Source organism: Methylorubrum populi (assembly GCF_002355515.1).
GTDB lineage: Bacteria > Pseudomonadota > Alphaproteobacteria > Rhizobiales > Beijerinckiaceae > Methylobacterium > Methylobacterium populi_A.
The window spans coordinates 3100205-3119004 of the sequence record NZ_AP014809.1; the positions used below are offsets into that span (position 1 = coordinate 3100205).

Annotated in this window: 14 protein-coding genes; 5 read left to right on the forward strand and 9 right to left on the reverse strand. The window is 68.3% G+C overall.

Translation table 11 applies throughout. From position 1 onward, the window contains the following. Positions 1-40: 40 nt before the first annotated feature. Together MPPM_RS14205 and MPPM_RS14210 are read right to left on the reverse strand one after the other, a co-directional pair. Entirely contained in the window at positions 41-1492 is a 1452-nt protein-coding gene (locus tag MPPM_RS14205) for an MATE family efflux transporter (RefSeq protein ID WP_096485583.1), read from the reverse strand. Further along, positions 1485-3383, reverse strand: a complete 1899-nt coding sequence (locus MPPM_RS14210; RefSeq protein ID WP_096485584.1) for a monovalent cation:proton antiporter-2 (CPA2) family protein — start codon at positions 3381-3383, stop codon at positions 1485-1487. Before MPPM_RS14210 ends, MPPM_RS14205 begins: the two co-directional genes overlap by 8 nt. Before the next feature lie 299 nt (positions 3384-3682). On the opposite strand from MPPM_RS14210, the gene ispH reads away from it, so the two are divergent. Next, positions 3683-4705 carry a 4-hydroxy-3-methylbut-2-enyl diphosphate reductase gene (gene ispH, locus MPPM_RS14215; protein WP_096487855.1) on the forward strand — a complete coding sequence of 341 codons (1023 nt, stop codon included), beginning with the start codon at positions 3683-3685 and terminating at the stop codon, positions 4703-4705. 91 nt (positions 4706-4796) lie between these two features. Continuing rightward, entirely contained in the window at positions 4797-5762 is a 966-nt protein-coding gene (gene thrB / locus MPPM_RS14220; protein ID WP_096485585.1) for a homoserine kinase, read from the forward strand. A 46-nt stretch (positions 5763-5808) separates the two neighbouring features. On the opposite strand, the gene MPPM_RS14225 is transcribed toward thrB, so the two are convergent. Then, positions 5809-6291, reverse strand: a complete 483-nt coding sequence (locus MPPM_RS14225; RefSeq protein WP_096485586.1) for a peroxiredoxin — start codon at positions 6289-6291, stop codon at positions 5809-5811. A 123-nt stretch (positions 6292-6414) separates the two neighbouring features. On the opposite strand from MPPM_RS14225, the gene MPPM_RS14230 reads away from it, so the two are divergent. Beyond that, a complete protein-coding gene (locus MPPM_RS14230; RefSeq protein WP_096485587.1) occupies positions 6415-7023 on the forward strand; it encodes a YqgE/AlgH family protein in 609 nt (202 codons plus the stop codon). Between the two features lie 39 nt (positions 7024-7062). Here MPPM_RS14230 and MPPM_RS14235 read toward each other — a convergent pair whose 3' ends face one another. The 3 genes from MPPM_RS14235 to MPPM_RS14245 form a co-directional block, all read right to left on the reverse strand. Further along, entirely contained in the window at positions 7063-8127 is a 1065-nt protein-coding gene (locus MPPM_RS14235; protein ID WP_096485588.1) for a zinc-binding metallopeptidase family protein, read from the reverse strand. Between the two features lie 184 nt (positions 8128-8311). Continuing rightward, the gene (alaS, locus tag MPPM_RS14240) at positions 8312-11002 is read right to left on the reverse strand and encodes an alanine--tRNA ligase (RefSeq protein WP_096485589.1); all 2691 of its coding nucleotides are present in this window, start codon (positions 11000-11002) and stop codon (positions 8312-8314) included. Positions 11003-11105: 103 nt separating this feature from the next. After that, positions 11106-11822: a helix-turn-helix transcriptional regulator gene (locus tag MPPM_RS14245; RefSeq protein WP_096485590.1), complete on the reverse strand. Its 717-nt coding sequence runs from the start codon at positions 11820-11822 to the stop codon at positions 11106-11108. 74 nt (positions 11823-11896) lie between these two features. On the opposite strand from MPPM_RS14245, the gene MPPM_RS14250 reads away from it, so the two are divergent. Next, positions 11897-12499 carry a glutathione S-transferase family protein gene (locus tag MPPM_RS14250; protein WP_096485591.1) on the forward strand — a complete coding sequence of 201 codons (603 nt, stop codon included), beginning with the start codon at positions 11897-11899 and terminating at the stop codon, positions 12497-12499. A 91-nt stretch (positions 12500-12590) separates the two neighbouring features. Here the strand turns inward: MPPM_RS14250 and recA are convergent, their stop codons facing one another. Further along, on the reverse strand, positions 12591-13670 hold the full coding sequence (recA, locus tag MPPM_RS14255) for a recombinase RecA (RefSeq protein WP_432419855.1): 1080 nt from the start codon (positions 13668-13670) through the stop codon (positions 12591-12593). Between the two features lie 580 nt (positions 13671-14250). On the opposite strand from recA, the gene MPPM_RS14260 reads away from it, so the two are divergent. Further along, entirely contained in the window at positions 14251-14454 is a 204-nt protein-coding gene (locus MPPM_RS14260) for a hypothetical protein (protein ID WP_096485593.1), read from the forward strand. Between the two features lie 336 nt (positions 14455-14790). Here MPPM_RS14260 and MPPM_RS14265 read toward each other — a convergent pair whose 3' ends face one another. Continuing rightward, positions 14791-17532 carry an ATP-binding protein gene (locus MPPM_RS14265; RefSeq protein ID WP_096485594.1) on the reverse strand — a complete coding sequence of 914 codons (2742 nt, stop codon included), beginning with the start codon at positions 17530-17532 and terminating at the stop codon, positions 14791-14793. 172 nt (positions 17533-17704) lie between these two features. Then, positions 17705-18772: a flagellar biosynthesis protein FlhB gene (gene flhB, locus MPPM_RS14270; protein ID WP_096485595.1), complete on the reverse strand. Its 1068-nt coding sequence runs from the start codon at positions 18770-18772 to the stop codon at positions 17705-17707. Positions 18773-18800 lie beyond the last annotated feature (28 nt).

Here is an 18800-nt window from a genome sequence, read left to right on the forward strand (position 1 = left end):
CGATTTCCCTAGGGATAGCGGCGATTCGGCGCCGGAATCGTCACAGCGACATTCCGCTGGAAGGCGCCGCCTGCACCGCCTCGTCGGCCGCGGGCGGATCGAGAACGGGGCCCGCCTCGCTGCTCACACCCCGCTCAAGCCGGCCAACGGTTCGGAAGGCGAGGGCGAGACCCGCCACCCCGAAGGCGATCGAACCGATGCCCGTGCCGGCGATCACGCCTTCCGGTCCGTACCACGCCGCCCCGACCAGGGCGGGTGGGACCGTGCCCAGCGTGGCCCGGCCCCAGTTCAGAAAGGTGGAGATGAAGGGAAAACCGAGATTGTTGAACGAGGCGTTGGCGAGAAACAGGAGCCCGTTGAAGAACCAGACCGGCCCGCTCACCAGACAGAAGAAACCGAACAGTTCGGCCGCCACGCCCTTCAGTTCGAAGGCGCCGGCCAGCGGCGACCGCGCCACGGCAAGAAGAAGCCAGACGACCACCACGTAGAGGGCGGTGACTCCCGCGCCGGCCCGCAGCACGCCCCGCATCCGGTCGAAGCGACCCGCGCCCCAGTTCTGGCCCAGGATCGGGCCGATCGAGCCCGACATCGCGAACAGCCCGCAGAAGGCGACGGGCGCGAGGCGCTCGATGACGACATTGCCGGCGATGGCCGGCGGCCCGAAGCCGGACAGGGCATGCGCGACGAAGGCGCTGGCGACGGACGGGGCCAGGTTCGTGAGCACCGCCGGCCCTGCGATGCGAGTCACCAGCGGAAGGTCGCCGAGGATCGCGTGAAGGCGCGGCGCCTCGAGCAGCCGGTAGCGGCGGACGCCGGCCCAGCCGACGGCCACGAAGGTCACCCGCGCCACGCAGACGGCCAGCGCGGCGCCGTCGACGCCGAGACCGAAGCCGAAGATCAGGAGGGGATCGACGAAGACGGTGACGACGGCCCCACCGAGGGTCACATACATCGCCTCCCGCGCCGCCCCGACCGCACGCAGGAGCCCGGTAAACAGCATGCCCGGCCCGAGCAGCAGGTTCGACGGCAGGCTGATCCACAGGTAGCGCTTGGCGACGTCGAGGGTATGTCCCTCCGCGCCGATCGCCGAGAGCAGCGGATCGAGCACGGCGAGAAGGAAGGCGGCGAGGAGCCCGGATGCGATCAGGCAGTGGATGGTAACCGAAGTCGCGATCCGCCGCGCCCCGGAGGGATCATTCGCGCCGATCGCCCGCGAGACCAGGGCGCCGGCCGCGATCATCAGGCCGATATTGATGGCGATGGCGAAGAACTGGACGATCGAGGCGAAACCCACGGCGGCGGTCAGCGCCGGATCGCCGAGCTTGGAGACGTAGAACAGCGACAGGAGATCGACGGCGAAGATCGCCATCAGGCCGACGGAGCCGGTCGCGCTCATCACCACGACGTGGCGCAGGATCGAGCCCGAGACGAAGCGCGCCCCGCCCTCGTCCGGCCTCGACTCCGGCACCGGAGCTTCGCCCGCCTCAGGCATTCGGCTCGGCATCCTCGGGTTCCAGCGCGCGGGCAGCGGATTCGTGCGGCTGCGGTTCGATCAGCCCACGGGTCTCGGCGCTGAGCGCCCGCGACGGGCTTTTCGGCGCGGTGAGCGGCTCGGGCCGCAATTCCGGCGTGCCACGCAGCCAGCCCGAGCCGTCGGGCATCGCGCCGGCCTGCTGGAGCACGAGGCGGGCGACGTCGCGCTTGCGCACGTCCTCGACGCGGCGTGCGGCCGCTTCCGCCGACAGCCCCAAACTCTCGAGAGTGGCGCGGCCGAAGCCGAGGGCGGATTCCACGGTCTCGCGAAGCTGGAAATCGACGTCGCGGTTCATCAGCTCGATCGCGTGCGTGCGGTCGTAGGCCCGCACGTAGGTGCGTACGTTCGGAAATTCCTCGTGGACGATATCGACGATCTTCAGCGCCGCCGGCGCATCGTCGATGCAGACGCAGATCAGTTCCGCCTTGGCGAGGCCGGAGGCGCGCAGAACGTCGAGCCGGGTGCCGTCGCCGTAATAGATGCGGAAGCCGAAGCTTGTGGCGTTGCGGATCTGCTCGACGTCCTTGTCGATGACGGTGATGTTGATGCCCTCCGCCAGCAGCACCTGCGCCAGGATCTGTCCAAAGCGGCCGAAGCCCACCACCAGCACGCGGGTGTCGCCGGATTCCTGCGCCTCGCCGACATCGGAGGGCGGCTCGGCCTCCTTCGGGCGGCGGGCGATCAGCGCGTCGAGTCCCTTCGCGGCGATGGGTCCGACCAGCATGGTCAGGGCGGCGAGCGCGACGCAGAAGCGGGTCACGTCCGAGCCGAGGATACGCAGGTCGCCCGCCGCCGGCAGGATGACGAAGGCGAACTCGCCGGCCGGTGCCAGCACCGCCGCGCCGCGCAGGGCGTCGAGCCAGGGCGAGCCGAACAGGCGGAACAGCCCGGCCACGAGCGCGATCTTGACCGCGATCGCCGCCATGGTCGCCGCGAGAAGCGCCAGCCAATGATGCGTGAGCAGACCGCCGTCGATCGACATGCCGACGCTCATGAAGAACAGGCCGAGCAGCATGCCGCGGAACGGCTCGATGTCGGCTTCGAGCTGGTGGCGGAAGTTCGACTCGGCGAGCATCACGCCCGCGAGGAAGGCGCCCATCGCCATGGAGAGACCGGCCTTCTCCATCACCAGTGCCGTCCCGAGTACGACGAGGAGGGCGGCCGCCGTCATCACCTCGCGTCCGCCGGCGGCGGCGAGCAGGCGGAAGAACGGGTTGAGGCCGTAGCGCCCGACGAGCACGACGCCGGTGACCGCGATCGCCGCGCGGCCGGTGGAGCGCAGGCCCTCGTCGAGCCAGCCGTCCTTCGGCGTGGCCCCGGCCGAGGCCAGCAGCGGCAGCAGCGCCAGGATCGCCACCACCGAAATATCCTGGAACAGCAGCACGGCGAAGGAGCGCCCGCCATAGGGCGAGCCGAGATCGCCGCGCTCCTCCAGCAACTGGAGCGCAACGGCCGTGGCCGAGAGCGCGATGGCGATGCCGACGACGCTCGCCGCCGCCGGCGTCAGGCCGTAGATGAGGGCTGCTCCCGCGATGACGAGCGAGCAGAGGGCCAACTGGGCGGCGCCGAGCCCGAAGATGTCGCGCCGCATCGAGACGAGCCGCGAGATCTCGAGTTCGAGCCCGACGATGAAGAGCAGGAGGACCACGCCGATCTCGGCGACGCTCGCCGCCGTCTCGGGCTCGGCGATCAGCGAGAAGCCCGCCGGGCCGATCACCACGCCCGCGACGAGGTAGCCCAGCACCGCGCTCTGGCCGAGCAGGCGCACGAGCGGAACGCTGATCACCGCCGCCGACAGGAAGGTCAGCACGGGCGGCAGGAAGCTGGCATGGTCCGTGGCGCTCGCCATGAAAGCCTGGTGCCTCGCTTAATCCGGATGGGAGAAGGGCTTCCCCTTATCCCGCTGGCCCCGCCTTCGCGAGGGTGATTCGCGTGTCGTTCGTCACATGCGCGGCCCCGCCGTCTCGGCCGGCGCCACGGGCACCGTTGCCACAGGAGTGAGGATGCAGGTCCCCCGGGCGGATGGCGGGGGTCACGGATCGCGGTGGGTGTGCTATGTAAAAGCGACGGATGGGCGCAAGCCTGTCGCGGCTTTCGGGCTGGCCGCTGTTGACAGACCCGGCCACCCCTCTCCACATCCGCCGGATCATGAGCGCTGACACCATCAACCTCACCGCTGACCCGAACCGGGTCCCGCAGCCGGCCGTGACGGGCGACAAGCCGCCCCTCGAGATCCTGCTCTGCGCCCCCCGTGGCTTCTGCGCGGGCGTGGTGCGCGCCATCGACGTGGTCGAGCGGGCGCTCGCGATCTACGGCGCGCCGGTCTACGTCCGCCACGAGATCGTCCACAACAAGTACGTGGTCGAGACGCTGAAGCGGAAGGGCGCCGTGTTCGTGCGCGAGCTCGACGAGGTGCCTGATAGCGGCGCGCCCGTCATCTTCTCCGCCCACGGCGTCGCCAAGACGGTGCCGCAGAACGCCGATGCGCGCGGCCTTACCACCATCGACGCCACCTGCCCGCTTGTGACCAAGGTGCACCGCGAGGCCGAGATTCACCACAAGCGCGGGCGCCACGTTCTGCTCGTCGGCCATTCCGGCCATCCGGAGGTCGTCGGCACCATGGGGCAGCTGCCCAAGGGCTCGATCACTCTGGTCGAGGACATCGAGCAGATCGACGCGCTCAACCCGCCCTCCGATCAGGCGCTGGCCTGGGTGACGCAGACGACCCTGTCGATCGACGACACCAAGCACATCGTCGAGGCGCTCAAGGCCAAGTTCCCGGCGATCCACGGCCCTCACAAGGACGACATCTGCTACGCCACCACCAACCGCCAGGAAGCGGTCAAGGAGGTCGCGCCGCGGGTGGATGCGCTGATCGTGGTCGGCTCTTCCAATTCCTCGAACTCGCAGCGCCTGCGCGAGGTCGCGGAGCGCGCCGGCTGCCCGATCACCCGACTCGTCCTGCGGGCGGAAGAGATCGATTGGGACGCCTTCAAGGATGTGCGCCGCCTCGGCCTCACCGCCGGCGCCTCGGCGCCGGAAGTTCTGGTGGAGGAGATCATCGACGCCTTCGCCGCGCGCTTCGACGTGACGGTGGATCAGGTCTCGGTGACCGTCGAGGACATGTCCTTTCCGCTGCCGCGTGAGCTGCGCAGCGAGGCCGCCGAGTAGGGCGAGACCATCGCCGGTCCCGGCCGGCCGAACGACATCCAGGGGCGCCCACGGCGCCCCTTTCTCTTGCGTGAACCCGGCAGCGGCACCCGTGGCGGTCTATACCGACGTATCCGACGAGGCGCTGCGCGCCTTCCTCACAGAGTACGAGCTCGGCGAGTTGCTCTCCTGCAAGGGCATCGCGGAAGGTGTCGAGAACTCGAACTTCTTCCTGCACACGAGCACGGGCAACTACATCCTCACCCTCTACGAGAAGCGGGTGAGCGAGGCGGACCTGCCGTTCTTCATCAACCTCATGGGTCATCTGGCGCGGGCCGGCCTCGCCTGCCCGCAGCCGGTGCGCAACCGCGCCGGCACCGCTCTCGGGCGCCTCTGTGGCCGGCCGGCGGCGATCGTCACCTTCCTCGAAGGCGTTTCCTTGAGCCGCCCGAATGCGGAGCATTGCCGGGCGCTCGGCGCCGCCCTCGCCGGGCTTCATGCGGCGGGCCGCGACTTTCCCATGGTGCGCGAGAACAACCTGTCGGTGGGAGCGTGGCGCCCCCTCTTCGCGCAGGCCGAGGCGCAGGCGGATACGGTGGCCCCCGGGCTCGCCGCTCGCACCCGCGCCGATCTCGATTTCCTGGAGACGTCCTGGCCGAAGGGCCTGCCGGGCGGCGTCATCCACGCCGACCTTTTCACCGACAATGTATTCTTCATCGGCGACGCGGTGTCGGGCCTGATCGATTTCTACTTCGCCTGCACCGACGCCTTCGCCTACGATCTGGCGATCAGCCTCAACGCGTGGTGTTTCGACGCCGACGGCACCTTCCACCGCGACAAGGCGGGCGCGATGCTCGCGGGCTACGACGCGGTCCGGACGCTGGAGCCCGCCGAGATCGCCGCGTTGCCGGTGTTGGCGCGCGGTGCGGCCATGCGCTTCATGCTGACCCGCCTCGTGGACTGGCTCAATGTCCCGCCGGGCGCCCTGGTGCAGCCGAAGGATCCGCTGGAATACGACCGCCGGCTCGCCTTCCACCGCACCGCCGCGGATGCGCGGGATTACGGCTGGGAAAGATAGTGGGTTCGAACCCTCCCCCGGCGGGGGAGGGCTCAGGCTGGAAGGGTCAGAGCACCTTCAGCAGGGCTTCGGCACCCGAGACCTCGGCCTTGGACGGCGTGTCCTCGACGTTGAGGATCCGCACCACGCCGTCATCCACCAGCATCGCGTAGCGCTGGGAGCGCGGTCCGAGGCCGAAGCCGGAGCCGTCCATCTCCAGGCCGATCGCCTTGGCGAACTCGGCATTGCCGTCGGCCAGGAACTCGATGCCCTCGGCGCCGCTCTGCTGCTGCCACGCGTTGAGCACGAAGATGTCATTGACCGAGGTCACGGCGATCGCGTCGACGCCGCGGGCCAGGATCTCCTCGCGCTTGGCGACGAAGCCCGGCAGGTGGTTGCGGTGGCAGGCCGGTGTGAAGGCGCCCGGCACGCCGACCAGCACGACGCGACGCCCCTTGAACACGTCGTCGGTCGTCTTGGCCTGCGGACCCTCCGGCCCGCTCACCCGAAAGGTGGCCTGGGGCAGGTGATCGCCAACCTGAATCGTCATCCGCGCACTCCTGGAAAAAGCCATGAACCGTTAGACGCGGTTCGGGCACCTGTCGAGGCACCGGCATCCCGCCCGCGCGTTTGGCTTATGGATCAATGACGACGGCCGCATTAGCATAGCCCGATGCAGACACCCGACCCCGCGCTCAAAGACCCGGCCTATCTCGATGGCCAGTTCCTCGTGGCCATGCCGGGGATCGGCGACGAGCGCTTCGCGCGCTCGGTGATTTATCTCTGTGCCCACTCGGCGGACGGGGCGATGGGTATCATCGTCAACAAGCCGGTGGCGGATCTCAGCATGCCGGATCTTCTGATCCAGCTCGATATCGCCAGCGAGGCGGATGCGATCCGCCTGCGCGAGCGGGTCGGCCACATGCCGGTGCTGATGGGCGGGCCGGTCGATGCCAAGCGCGGCTTCGTCCTGCACACCGCCGACTTCCACATCGACCAGTCGACCCTGCAGATCGACGAGGGCGTGTGCCTGACGGCGACGGTCGAGATCCTGCGCGCCATCGCTGACGGGCGCGGTCCCTCGAACGCGGTGCTGGCGCTCGGCTATGCCGGCTGGCAGGCGGGCCAGCTCGAGAACGAGATCCTGGCCAATGGCTGGTTGACCTGCCCGGCCGATCCGGAGCTGATCTTCGATCCCGGGCTCGGCACCAAGTACGATCAGGTTCTCAGGGCGATCGGCATCGACCCTGCCATGCTCTCGGCGGAAGCCGGGCGGGCCTGACGCGAGGGCCGGGCCTCCACCCGGCGGATGCGAGCGGTCTCAGACCCGCCCGTGAACGAGGTCGTGCATGAAGCCGAGCTTTCGTACCACCGGAGGCGCGAGCACGAACGGGTAGAGGTCGCCCTCGCCCATGGCCCGGCTGACGCTGTTCATCGCAAAGACGAAGGGCAGCCAAGCATCGATGATCTGCTCGATCGTATCGGCGCGGTAGGGGTCGAAATCGACGCGTGCGGCGAGCTCCCCCCCGATATCGGCCTTGGGCGCGACCTGCATCCCGAAGGCGCTCGCCATTTCCAGCGTATCGACGATGTGCAGGTAATGCGCCCAGGTCTCGGCGAAATCCTCCCAGGGGTGGGTGGTAGCGTAGGCGGAGACGAAGGTTTCCTGCCAGTTCGGCGGCGGGCCCTGATCGTAGTGGCGCTGCAAGGCCGCACCGTAATCCTGCGAATCGTCGCCGAACACCGCCCGGCAGGCTGACAGCTTGCCGGCATCGCGCACGAGGATGTCCCAGTAATGGTGGCCGACCTCGTGGCGGAAATGGCCGAGCAGCGTGCGGTAGGGCTCGCCCATGGACGTGCGGCGCTTCTCGCGCTCGGCCGGATCGGCCTCGACTAGGGCGATGGTGATGATCCCGTTCTCATGGCCGGTCATCACCTTCGGACCGCTCGCATCCGGCGGATCGGCCAGGAAGTTGAAGATCAGGCCGTGCTCGGGATCCTCGGCACGGGTCTTCAGCGGCAGGTTCCAGCGCAGCAGGGTGTAGAACAGCCGGTGCTTGGCGTGTTCCATCTCGCGCCAGCGCTCCAGGTTCAGCGGGTCGCTTACATCCGGGACGATGCCGTTGTGGCGGCAGGCGAGACAGAAGGCGTCGGTCGTGCCTGGAGGCACCATCCAGTTGCAGGTGTCGTGCGCGGCGTTGGTGCAGAGGAAGCTTGGCCGGTCAGGCGCCGCGAGCGGCGTCCAGGCATTGTTGTCGCCGGCGGGCTCGAGGGCAGAAATCCGACCGAGTTGCGGCAGGTAGGCGAGGCGGTGACCGCAACGCCCGCAGACGCGATTCTCGAAGTACAGGACGTTGTCGCAGGATTGGCAGCGGAAGAGTTTCATCGGCTCACGGGGACGTTGACGCCCGTTCCACGATCCGGGTCGAGCCCGGTCGGCGAGCGGGTCGCACCGGGCTCAAGGCCCGGAGGCGGCGGGGGTTTGCGGGCAACCAAGCCGCGAACCCGCTCACCGTTCCGTGATCGTCACTGAATTTGTTCGACCGCCGTCCGCGCGAGCGGCAAAGTCGTCAGGCCGCCGCGAGCGCTTCGGTAATGGCCGCGAGCGCGGCATCCGCACCGGCACCGTTCGGGCCACCGGCCTGAGCCATGTCCCGGCGTCCGCCACCGCCCTTGCCGCCGAGATGTCCGGCGCCGGCGCGCACGAGGTTGACCGCGTCGTAGCGGCCGGTGAGATCCTCGGTCACGCCGACGACAAGACCGGCCTTGCCGTCGGCGGAGACGCCGACGATGGCGACGATGCCGGAGCCGAGGCGGCTCTTGCCCTCGTCGGCCAGACCCTTGAGGTCGCGCATCTCGACGCCCTCGACCACCCGGGCCATCAGCTTCACGCCGTTGATCTCGCGCGCCTCGTCGCCGCCGCCGGACGCCCCGCCCATGGCGATCTTTTTCCGCGCGTCGGCCAGTTCCTTCTCCAGTCGGCGGCGCTCCTCGATGAGGGTGGAGAGACGCTCCGGCACGTCCGCGACCGGCGCCTTGAGCAGGCCGGCGAGCTGGCTCAGCGTACGGCTCTCCGCGGCGCGGTGGCGGCGCGCCGCCGTTCCGGTCATCGCCTCGATCCGGCGCACGCCGGCGCCCACCGCGCTCTCGCCGATCACGGTGATCTGGCCGATCTCGCCGAGCTGCGACACATGGGTGCCGCCGCACAGCTCGATCGAGAAGTTCGGCAAGGAGCCTTTGATCTCGCGGCCCTCGACCTCGCGGCCGTCGTCGTCCACGGGCCTGCCCATGGAGACGACGCGGACCTCGTCGCCGTACTTCTCGCCGAACAGCGCGCGGGCGCCCGACTCGATCGCCTCGTCCACCGCCATCAGCTTGGTGACCACCGGCGCGTTCTGCAGCAGCACCGCGTTGGCGATCTCCTCGACGCGGGTCAGCTCCGCCTCATCGATGGGCTTGGGGTGGCTGATGTCGAAGCGCAGGCGCTCGGGCGCGACGAGCGAGCCCTTCTGCGCCACGTGGTCGCCGAGCACCTGACGCAGGGCCTCGTGCAGCAGGTGGGTCGCCGAGTGGTTGGCCCGGATCGCGGCGCGGCGGGCGTGATCGACCTTCAGCTCCACAGCCGCGCCGACGGCGAGCGTGCCCTCCTCGACCGTGACGTGATGCACGAACAGGTCGCCGAGCTTCTTGTCCGTACCGGTCACGCGCGCCTTGAGGCCGGGCCCGGTGATCGTGCCGGTATCGCCGACCTGACCGCCGGACTCCCCGTAGAACGGAGTCTGGTTGACGACGACGAGGCCGCTCTCACCGGCCTTCAGCGCCTCGACCTCGGCGCCCTCACGCAGGAGCGCGCCGACCACGGCTTCGGCGGTCTCGGTCTCGTAGCCTAGGAACTCCGTGGCGCCGGTGCGCTCCTTGATGCCGAACCAGACCGTCTCGGTCGCGGCCTCGCCCGAGCCCTGCCACGCGGCGCGGGCCGCCTGCTTCTGGCGCTGCATCGCCGCGTCGAAGGCCTGCGTGTCGACGCCGATGCCGCGGGCCTTCAGCGCATCCTGCGTCAGGTCGAGGGGGAAGCCGTAGGTGTCGTAGAGGGTGAAGGCGGTCTCGCCCGACAGGTTCTGGCCGGCGCTCAGATCGCGGCTTTCCGCGTCGAGGATGGCAAGCCCCCGCTCCAGGGTCTTGCGGAAGCGGCCTTCCTCCAGCCGCAGGGTCTCGGAGATCAGCGCCTCGCTGCGGGCGAGTTCGGGGAAGGCCTGCCCCATCTCGCGCACCAGGGTGGGGACGAGGCGGTACATCACCGGATCGCGGGCGCCGAGGAGTTCGAGGTGGCGCATGGCCCGGCGCATGATCCGGCGCAGCACGTAGCCGCGGCCCTCGTTCGAGGGCAGCACGCCGTCGGCGATGAGGAACGAGGTCGAGCGCAGGTGGTCGGCGATGACGCGATAGGAGGCGCGGGACGCGGGCTCCGGCGCCCGGGACACCGCGTGGGCCACCGCATCGATCAGGGCCCGGAACAGGTCGGTGTCGTAGTTCGAGTGGACGCCCTGGAGGATCGCGGCCATCCGCTCCAGGCCCATGCCGGTGTCGATCGAGGGCCGGGGCAGGGGGTTGCGCACCCCCGGCTCGACCTGCTCGTACTGCATGAAGACGAGGTTCCAGAATTCGAGGAAGCGGTCGCCGTCCTCGTCCGGGGAGCCGGGCGGGCCGCCGGCGAGCGCCGGGCCCTGGTCGATGAAGATCTCCGAGCAGGGGCCGCAGGGGCCGGTATCGCCCATCTGCCAGAAATTGTCGGAGGTGCCGATGCGGATGATCTTGTCGTCGCCGAACCCGGCGATCTTCTTCCAGAGACCCGCCGCCTCGTCGTCGTCGGCATAGACGGTGACGAGCAGCCGCTCCGGGGTGAGCCCGAACTCCTTGGTGATCAGCGTCCAGGCCAGCTCGATCGCGTCGGCCTTGAAGTAGTCGCCGAAGGAGAAATTGCCGAGCATCTCGAAGAAGGTGTGGTGCCGGGCCGTATAGCCGACATTGTCGAGATCGTTGTGCTTGCCGCCGGCGCGAACGCACTTCTGCGACGAGGTCGCCTTGACGTAGGGACGCTTCTCGACACCGGTGAAGACGTTCTTGAACTGCACCATGCCGGCGTTCGTGAACATCAGCGTCGGGTCGTTCTTGGGCACCAGCGAGGACGAGGGCACCACCGCGTGCCCGGCATCCCGGAAGTAGTCCAGGAAGGTCGATCGGATCTCGTTGACGCCGCTCATCGGATAGGCTCGAAAATCATGTCGCGTCGGGAGCCGGCTGACGGGCAGCGCGGCAGCATTGTTGCGCCCTCATACGGGCCTGAGCTGTGCGAGTCACGTCGGCTCATGATGCGTAGGGTCGGCTCGGGCCGCGAAACCCCCCCGACCTTAATTCGGCGAGGTAGCTGCGCAGCAGGCTCACTCGCCGCGGCCGGAAGCTGGTGCCCGCCGGACCCGCCTCCCGGATGCGGTCCAGCCGGAACATGCGGAATGCCTCGCGCAGGCAGCACCACGCGAGCAGCGTCATCTTGCTGTCGAGATAGACCACGGAGAGCGGCAGGATCGTCCGCTCGGTGATGGCGCCGTCCTTGTCGGCGTAGCGCAGCCGCAGCGCTTCCTCGCGCCAGCAGGCGGTCCGGATCGTCTCCATGTCGGGGATCGCGGGAAAGCGCGGCTCGGCGCGGCGGACCTGCGAGACCGCGTGGAGCAGGTGCTGCTCGGCCCGGTCGGGCAGGGTGGCCGCGACCTTGGCCAGCACCGAGGCCGCAGCCGTCTCCAGGGCCGGATCACCCATATGGCGGACCTCGGCGAGACCGAGCACCAGGGCCTCGATCTCGATCCGGTCGAAGGTCTGGGGCGGGAGCGCCACATCCTCGATCAGTCGGTAGCCGTAGCCCCGCTCGCCCTCGATGCGGGCGCCGGCCGCGCGCAGGCTGTCGATGTCGCGATAGAGCGAGCGCAGAGACACGCCGGTCTCCTCCGCGAGCCGGGCCGCGGTGACCGGCGCGGGCAAGATGCGCATCGCGTGCAGCAGCCGGAAAAGCCGATCGGTCCGCGCCATCGCTCAACTGACGGAAACTGGCAGGTGGCCCTGGCTACACCGTCTCCCGTCACCCCGCCAGCTGGAGGCCACCGATGATCACCCTGTTCCACTCGCCCCGCAGCCGTTCGACCCGAATCGTCGCGCTCCTCAAGGAACTCGACGCCCTGGACGCGGTCGGCATCGAGGTCGTCACCATCCCGCGCATGGACGGATCGGGCGGCCGCGATCCGCGCAACCCTCATCCCGACGGCAAGGTGCCGGTGCTCGACCACGACGGCGTCTTGGTGTGGGAATCGAGTGCAATCATCCAGCACCTCACAGAGCTGTTCCCGGAGGCAGGCTTGGGCATCCCTGTCGGAGACCCGCGGCGCGGGCCCTATCTGAGTTGGTTGGCGTGGTATGCCGGCGTCGTCGAGCCGGTGCTGGTGTTCAAGGCCCTCGGGGTCGAACACCCGGCCCTCGCCGGCACCTTCCGCACCGAGACGGAGATCAAGTCGCGGCTCGCCGACGCCTTGAAGGACAAGCCCTTCCTGCTCGGCGACCGCTTCACCGCCGTCGACCTCCTGCTGCACTCGCCCTATGCGTGGTTCGGCAAGCCGGGTGTGCCTGAGATCGATGCCTGGGTGGATCGCTGCATGGACCGGCCCAGCGCCCGCTTCGCCGCCGAGTTCGACGCCCGCTACGCGGCGGTCTGACCCTCCGCGTTCATCCCAACGAACTAAAGAAAAGGCCCGCCGCGAGCCATCGCGGCGGGCCTTTTCAGTTCCGATGGGTCGAGCGGGGCGCTTACGCCTCGCCCTCGTCCAGATCGTCGGCCGTCGGCTTGGCGTTCTCGAGGATCCGGTCGGCGACCAGTCCCGAATTCTGCCGGATCGAGGCCTCGATCTTGTTGGCGATGTCGGGGTTGTCGCGCAGGAAGCCCTTCGAGTTCTCGCGGCCCTGGCCGAGACGCTGGCTGTCGTAGGAGAACCAAGCGCCCGACTTCTCGACGATGCCGGCCTTGACGCCGAGGTCGATCAACTCGCCGACCTTCGACACGCCCTCGCCGAACATGATGTCGAACTCGACCTGCTTGAAGGGCGGCGCGACCTTGTTCTTCACGACCTTGACGCGCACCGAGTTGCCGATGGCCTCGTCGCGGTCCTTGAGCGTCGAGACGCGGCGGATGTCGAGGCGCACCGAGGCGTAGAACTTCAGCGCGTTGCCGCCGGTGGTGGTCTCGGGGCTGCCGTACATCACGCCGATCTTCATGCGAATCTGGTTGATGAAGATCACCATGCAGTTCGAGCGCGAGATCGAACCGGTCAGCTTGCGCAGCGCCTGGCTCATCAGGCGGGCCTGGAGGCCCGGCTGGCTCTCGCCCATCTCGCCCTCGATCTCGGCGCGCGGCGTCAGCGCGGCGACCGAATCGACCACCAGCACGTCGATGGCGCCGGAGCGCACCAGCGTGTCGGTGATTTCGAGCGCCTGCTCGCCGGTATCGGGCTGCGAGATCAGCAGGTCGTCGAGATTGACGCCGAGCTTGCGCGCGTAGACCGGATCGAGGGCGTGCTCCGCGTCCACGAAGGCGCAGACGCCGCCCTTCTTCTGGGCCTCGGCGATCGTGTGGAGCGCCAGCGTCGTCTTGCCCGACGATTCCGGTCCGTAGATCTCGATCACCCGGCCGCGCGGCAGGCCGCCGACGCCGAGCGCGATGTCGAGGCCGAGCGAGCCGGTCGAGACGGTCTCGACCTCCTGCACCTTGTCGGACTTGCCGAGGCGCATGATCGAGCCCTTGCCGAAGGCCCGCTCGATCTGCGTCAGCGCAGCCTCGATCGCCTTGGACTTGTCCTTGTCGGCTGCTGCCATTGTCGAGGAATCCACCATCTTCAGCGCAGGCTGGGCCATCGCGAGGCTTCCTTATGCATGGGAGGGGCACGGCGCTCAATCCGCCGGAGCTGATCCATTTCGTACTTGTTTTGTTCTCAGTGTGCAAGGGCCAAGGTGCACGTTCTGTGGCGGTTGCCACGTAGCGTCCGCCTTCGCGCCGAATGCGGCGTTCACCCACTCCGAACGGAACCCCCCGATTTGATGGAACGAGCCACAAAGGATATGTCGTCTGGATCAAGGTTGAGGCGAAGCGATCAGCGTAACGTCGGTTTCCCTCCTTCGTCGTGACCTGTCATTTTTGTCGCATCTGAAGATGATGCGCTGCCAGTGTACGTTTAGGTATTTTCACTATATGTTACCAAATCTATCGATCCGTCATATCCAATTGAAGATAATGCGGCCTGCAATGCTCGTGCTGATGTCTGATTAAATGATGCGCTTCGAAAAGCGTTTGCTCGCGATCGGTCGAGTGATTTCAACTACATATAATTATAGTATTTCATTAGTGTTTTCTTGTGAGTAGTACAGGCAGCAAAATCTACCGCAACTACGTCGAATACACGACAAGGCCGTCTTCATGTCGCGAGACCTCAATGAACTCCGCGCGATTGAACAGCTTCTTCAAGAAGCCGAAGAGCGATTGGGACCGAGTGCGACATTCCGGCAGCGCACATTGTTGCAGATGAGCCTGTTCGAGTTGCGGCGCGGTTTGCGGGCGGAGGTCGACGATGCCGACAGGAATACTCTGGCCGAGTCGCAGAGCGACGATCCGGACAAATGATACGGACCTCGCTCGGTCGAAGAGGGAATCCGCTCGGCAGACCCGCACCGCGTTCAAGGCCAAGCCGAGTCCGCTGTCATCCCGGGGGCCGCGTCGAAAGGTTCGGAATGACCGGAGCTCGGAGTCGGGCCGATTCGATCAGCCGGAAAACCGTCAAACCGTTGTCCCGCGGTTGGTCTCGCGCAGGAAGGCGACGGCCGCACAACGTCCTTTGCTGGCGAGCGGAGGCTGTGAAGGCCGCTCGACGCTGTGCTGATCCGCTTCGATCACGGAAGCGGATCCGTATACTCTTCGCGACGCCTCTCCCGTTGAGAGCCGCCGTGCACTCGGCGACGGTCAGCTCGCCATGGTGCGCTTCACCGTCTCGACAAGCTGCTTCAGGCTGAAGGGCTTCGGCAGGAAGTTGAAGGTCTCGCCCTCGGGCAGGTTCTTGCGGAAGGCGTCCTCCGCATAGCCCGACACGAAGATCACCTTGAGGTCGGGATAGTGCTTGCGCAGCTCGCGCAGCAGGGTCGGGCCGTCCATTTCCGGCATGACGACGTCGGACACCACCACATCGATGCCGTCGGCATGCTCATCGATCAGGCGCAAGGCCTCGATGCCGGAAGCGGCTTCGAGCACCGTGTATCCGCGCGCCGACAGGGCACGGGAATTAACCGCACGAACCGGATCCTCGTCCTCGACAAGCAGAACGGTGCCCTGGCCCGTATGGTCCGTCGCGGGCTTCGGCGGCTGCTCGGCTGCGCGCGCAACCGGAGGCGTCGCATCCGTCTCCGGTTCGGCTCGCTTCGCATCGGCCGTCTCGACCGATTCCGGGCTCGCCTCGGTATCGTCGGCAACGGCAGGCTTTGCCGGGGCGGCGATCGCGTCCCGCTCGGAGGTCGTCCGAGACGGCGGCAGCGGCTCGGGCAGGGGCTCGATGCCGGGCTCGTGGCGCGGCAGGTAGATGCGGAAGGTGGTGCCCTCGCCCACCGTCGACTGAACGTCGATCGCGCCGCCCGACTGGTTGACGATCCCGAACACGGTCGAGAGGCCGAGCCCGGTGCCCTTGCCGATCTCCTTGGTCGTGAAGAACGGCTCGAAAATCTTCTGGCGCACCTCGGGCGGGATGCCCTCGCCGGTATCGGTCACCTCGATCATCACGTGGTCGCCCGCCGGAATCCCGACCGGCCGCTCGCCGTCGACGGGGCAATTGGCGGTGCGGATCGTCAGGCTGCCGCCGCCCGGCATCGCGTCGCGGGCGTTGACCGCGAGGTTCACGATCACCTGCTCGAACTGGTTCACGTCGGCCTTGATCGGCCAGATCTCGCGGCCGTGACGGAAATCGAGCTGGACGCGCTCGCCGAGCAGGCGCTTGAGCAGAAGCGTCAGGTCGGAGAGGGCTTCGCCGACATCCATCACCTCCGGCCGCAGGGTCTGGCGGCGGGAAAAGGCCAGCAGCTGGCGCACCAGGGAGGCAGCCCGGTTCGCGTTCTGCTTGATCTGCATGATGTCTTGGAAGGCGTGGTCCGTCGGCCGGTGGCTGGCGAGCAGCAGGTCCGAGTAGCCGATGATCGCCTGCAGGACGTTGTTGAAGTCGTGAGCGATGCCGCCGGCGAGCTGGCCGACGGTGTCCATCTTCTGGGTCTGGGCGATCTGCTGTTCGAGCTGGCGCTGAGCGGTCGTGTCGAGGGCGTAGAGGATCACCCGCTCCCGGTCGCCGTCGCTTCCGGCCTTGCTGCCCTCGGCGTCCTGACCCTGCGTTCCGTCGGCATCCGCCGGGCTCATCCAGACGCGGGCCGAGCGATCGCCGGGACCGGACAGGCCGACCTCGATCGGTTCGAGACCGCCGAAGCCGTTGGCGGCACGGGCCAGCGCCCCCTCCATCGCGCCGCGGTCGCGCTCGAGCACGGCGTCGCGCATCATCGGGTCGGGCGCGTCGCGGCCGGCCTCCGCCGCCGGCTGGCGCGGCATGCCGGCGAACAGGCGCACGAAGGAGGCGTTGGCGCGGATCACGCGGCCGTCGCGGTCGAGGGTGGCGATGGCGATCGGGCTGTTGTTGAGGAAGCGAGCCAGCCGCACCTCCGCCGCGCGCTGCGGCTCGTCGGCATCGGAGCCGGCGGAGCGGTTGAGCACGAAGGTGCGGGAGGGACCGGGCGCGCCGTCCTGGCCGTAGGCGACGCGATGGTAGAGCCGGGTCGGTAGCGGCTGACCGTTCCGGCGGCGCAGATCGATGTCGTAGCGGTCGGTGCGCACCTCGCCGGGCAGACCGGGCGCGGTGGTGAGCATGTCGGCGCCGGGCGCGATTTCCAAGAGCTTCAGCCCGCCGGAGCCGACCGTGGCGAGGTCGTAGCCGAGCCAGGAGGCGAGCGTCGCGTTCATGTAGACGATCGAGCCGGCGGCATCGATCGACAGGAAGCCGGCCGGCGCGTGGTCGAGATAGTCGATCGCGTGCTGGAGTTCCTGGAAGACGTTTTCCTGGCGCTCGCGCTCGTGAGTGATGTCGCTCACCGTCCAGAGTGCGGCGGAGCCGCGGTGGCGCTGGATCGGCCGCACCGCGATGCGGTACCAGGCGAAGTCACGATCCGGCGCGCCGCCCGGCGGCGGCGACATCCGGATTTCTTCGGCGTAGGCGCGGTCGTCGCGCGATGCCTGCGCCAGCCGGTAGACCGCCTCCGATACCTCCGGGGCGCCGACGAAAATCCGCTCGATCGAACGCAGATTCGAAAAGCTGTCGCCGCCGGCCAGCCGCATATAGGCCTCGTTGGCGTAGATCATCCGGCCATTGTCTTCGACGACGAGCTTGCCCTCGGGCGCGGCGTCGACGATGGCGCGGGTGACGTCGTCGCGCGCCGCCGGGCCGGCGAGCTGCAGCGCGCCGATGGCCAGAGCGAACAGGAAGAACACGCCCGCCATCGCGAGCAGCGCCAGCAGCGCGAGGATGAGCGGCTGCGCCTGCTCGTTGGCGACGAAGGACAGCCCGACCGCCGCGCCGACGAGCAGCCCCGCCAGCATCAGCAGCAGGCCGACCCGGCCGGGCCGTTCCGAACGATCGATCGAACCGGACGCCGGCACCGCTGGTCCGCTGACCTCAGCCATCAGGCCCTACCCATCCCTCGCACATGGCCGCCAACCGAGCCGCCGCAAGTGGCCGCTTCGAGCCCTGTGGATCGTCAACCGCCGCGCCTCTTGCCGGAGCATTGCCGGACAATGGTGCATAAACCGTGGCGCCTGAACGACTTCGCCGTCCCATGCGGAACCGGATCGAGCCTCAGGCGGCTCGGCGGCGCAGGCGAAGCACGAAACCGATGACCTCCGCAACTGCGCGATAGTGCTCGGCGGGAATCTCCGCATCGACCTCGACCGTGGCATGCAGGGCGCGGGCGAGCGGCGGATTCTCCATCACCGGCACGTCGTGCTCGGCGGCGACCGCGCGGATGCGCAGCGCCAGAGAGTCGACGCCCTTGGCGACGCAGATCGGCGCGGCCATGCCGGTCTCGTAGCGAAGCGCCACGGCGAAATGGGTCGGGTTCGTCACCACCACGGTCGCGGTGGGCACGGCGGCCATCATGCGCTTCTTCACTCGGGACTGGCGCAGCTGACGGATCCGGGCCTTGACCTCGGGGCTTCCCTCGCTCTCCTTGTGCTCCTGCTTCATCTCCTCCTTGGTCATGCGCAGGCGCGCATGCCAGCGGTGGCGCTGGTACAGGGCGTCCCCGAGGGCGATGGCGGCGTAGGCTGCGAGCATGCCGCCCATCATCTTGAGGGCAAGCGCGAGGGTGCCCTGGAGTGCCGCGCCGGGATCGAGCTGGGCGAAGGATTCCGCCCGGTCGTGCTCGTTCCAAAGGATCGCCCCCGCGATCGTACCGACCACCGCGATCTTGGCGAGCCCCTTGCCGAAATTGACCCAGGCATCGACGCTGAGCAGGCGCTTGGCGCCGGCCATGGGCGAGATGCGCGCGAATTTCGGCATCAGGCTCTCGGCGGTGAAGATCGGCCGGTGCTGGATCAGGCCGGCGGCAATGGCCGCGAGCATCGCGATGCCGAGCGGCACCGCGAGGGCCTTGGCGCAGACCCATGAGGCGCGCAGGGCGACACCGAGATAGGTGCCTCCATCCGAGGACAGGCTGCCGGCATGTTCGAGAAAGCCGCGCATGTCGCGGGTCAATCCCTCGGCCACAGGGCGGGCCGAGAGCATCAGGACGAGGGTGAAGGCCGCCAGGATGAAGAAGGTGTTGATCTCGGGGGAGTTCGGAACGTCGCCGCGCTCGATCGCCTGCTCAAGGCGCCGCGGCGTCGGGTCTTCGGTCTTGTCCTCGTCGTCGCTCTCGTCGGACACCGGCTCAGGCTCCCGTGTTCCGGATCAG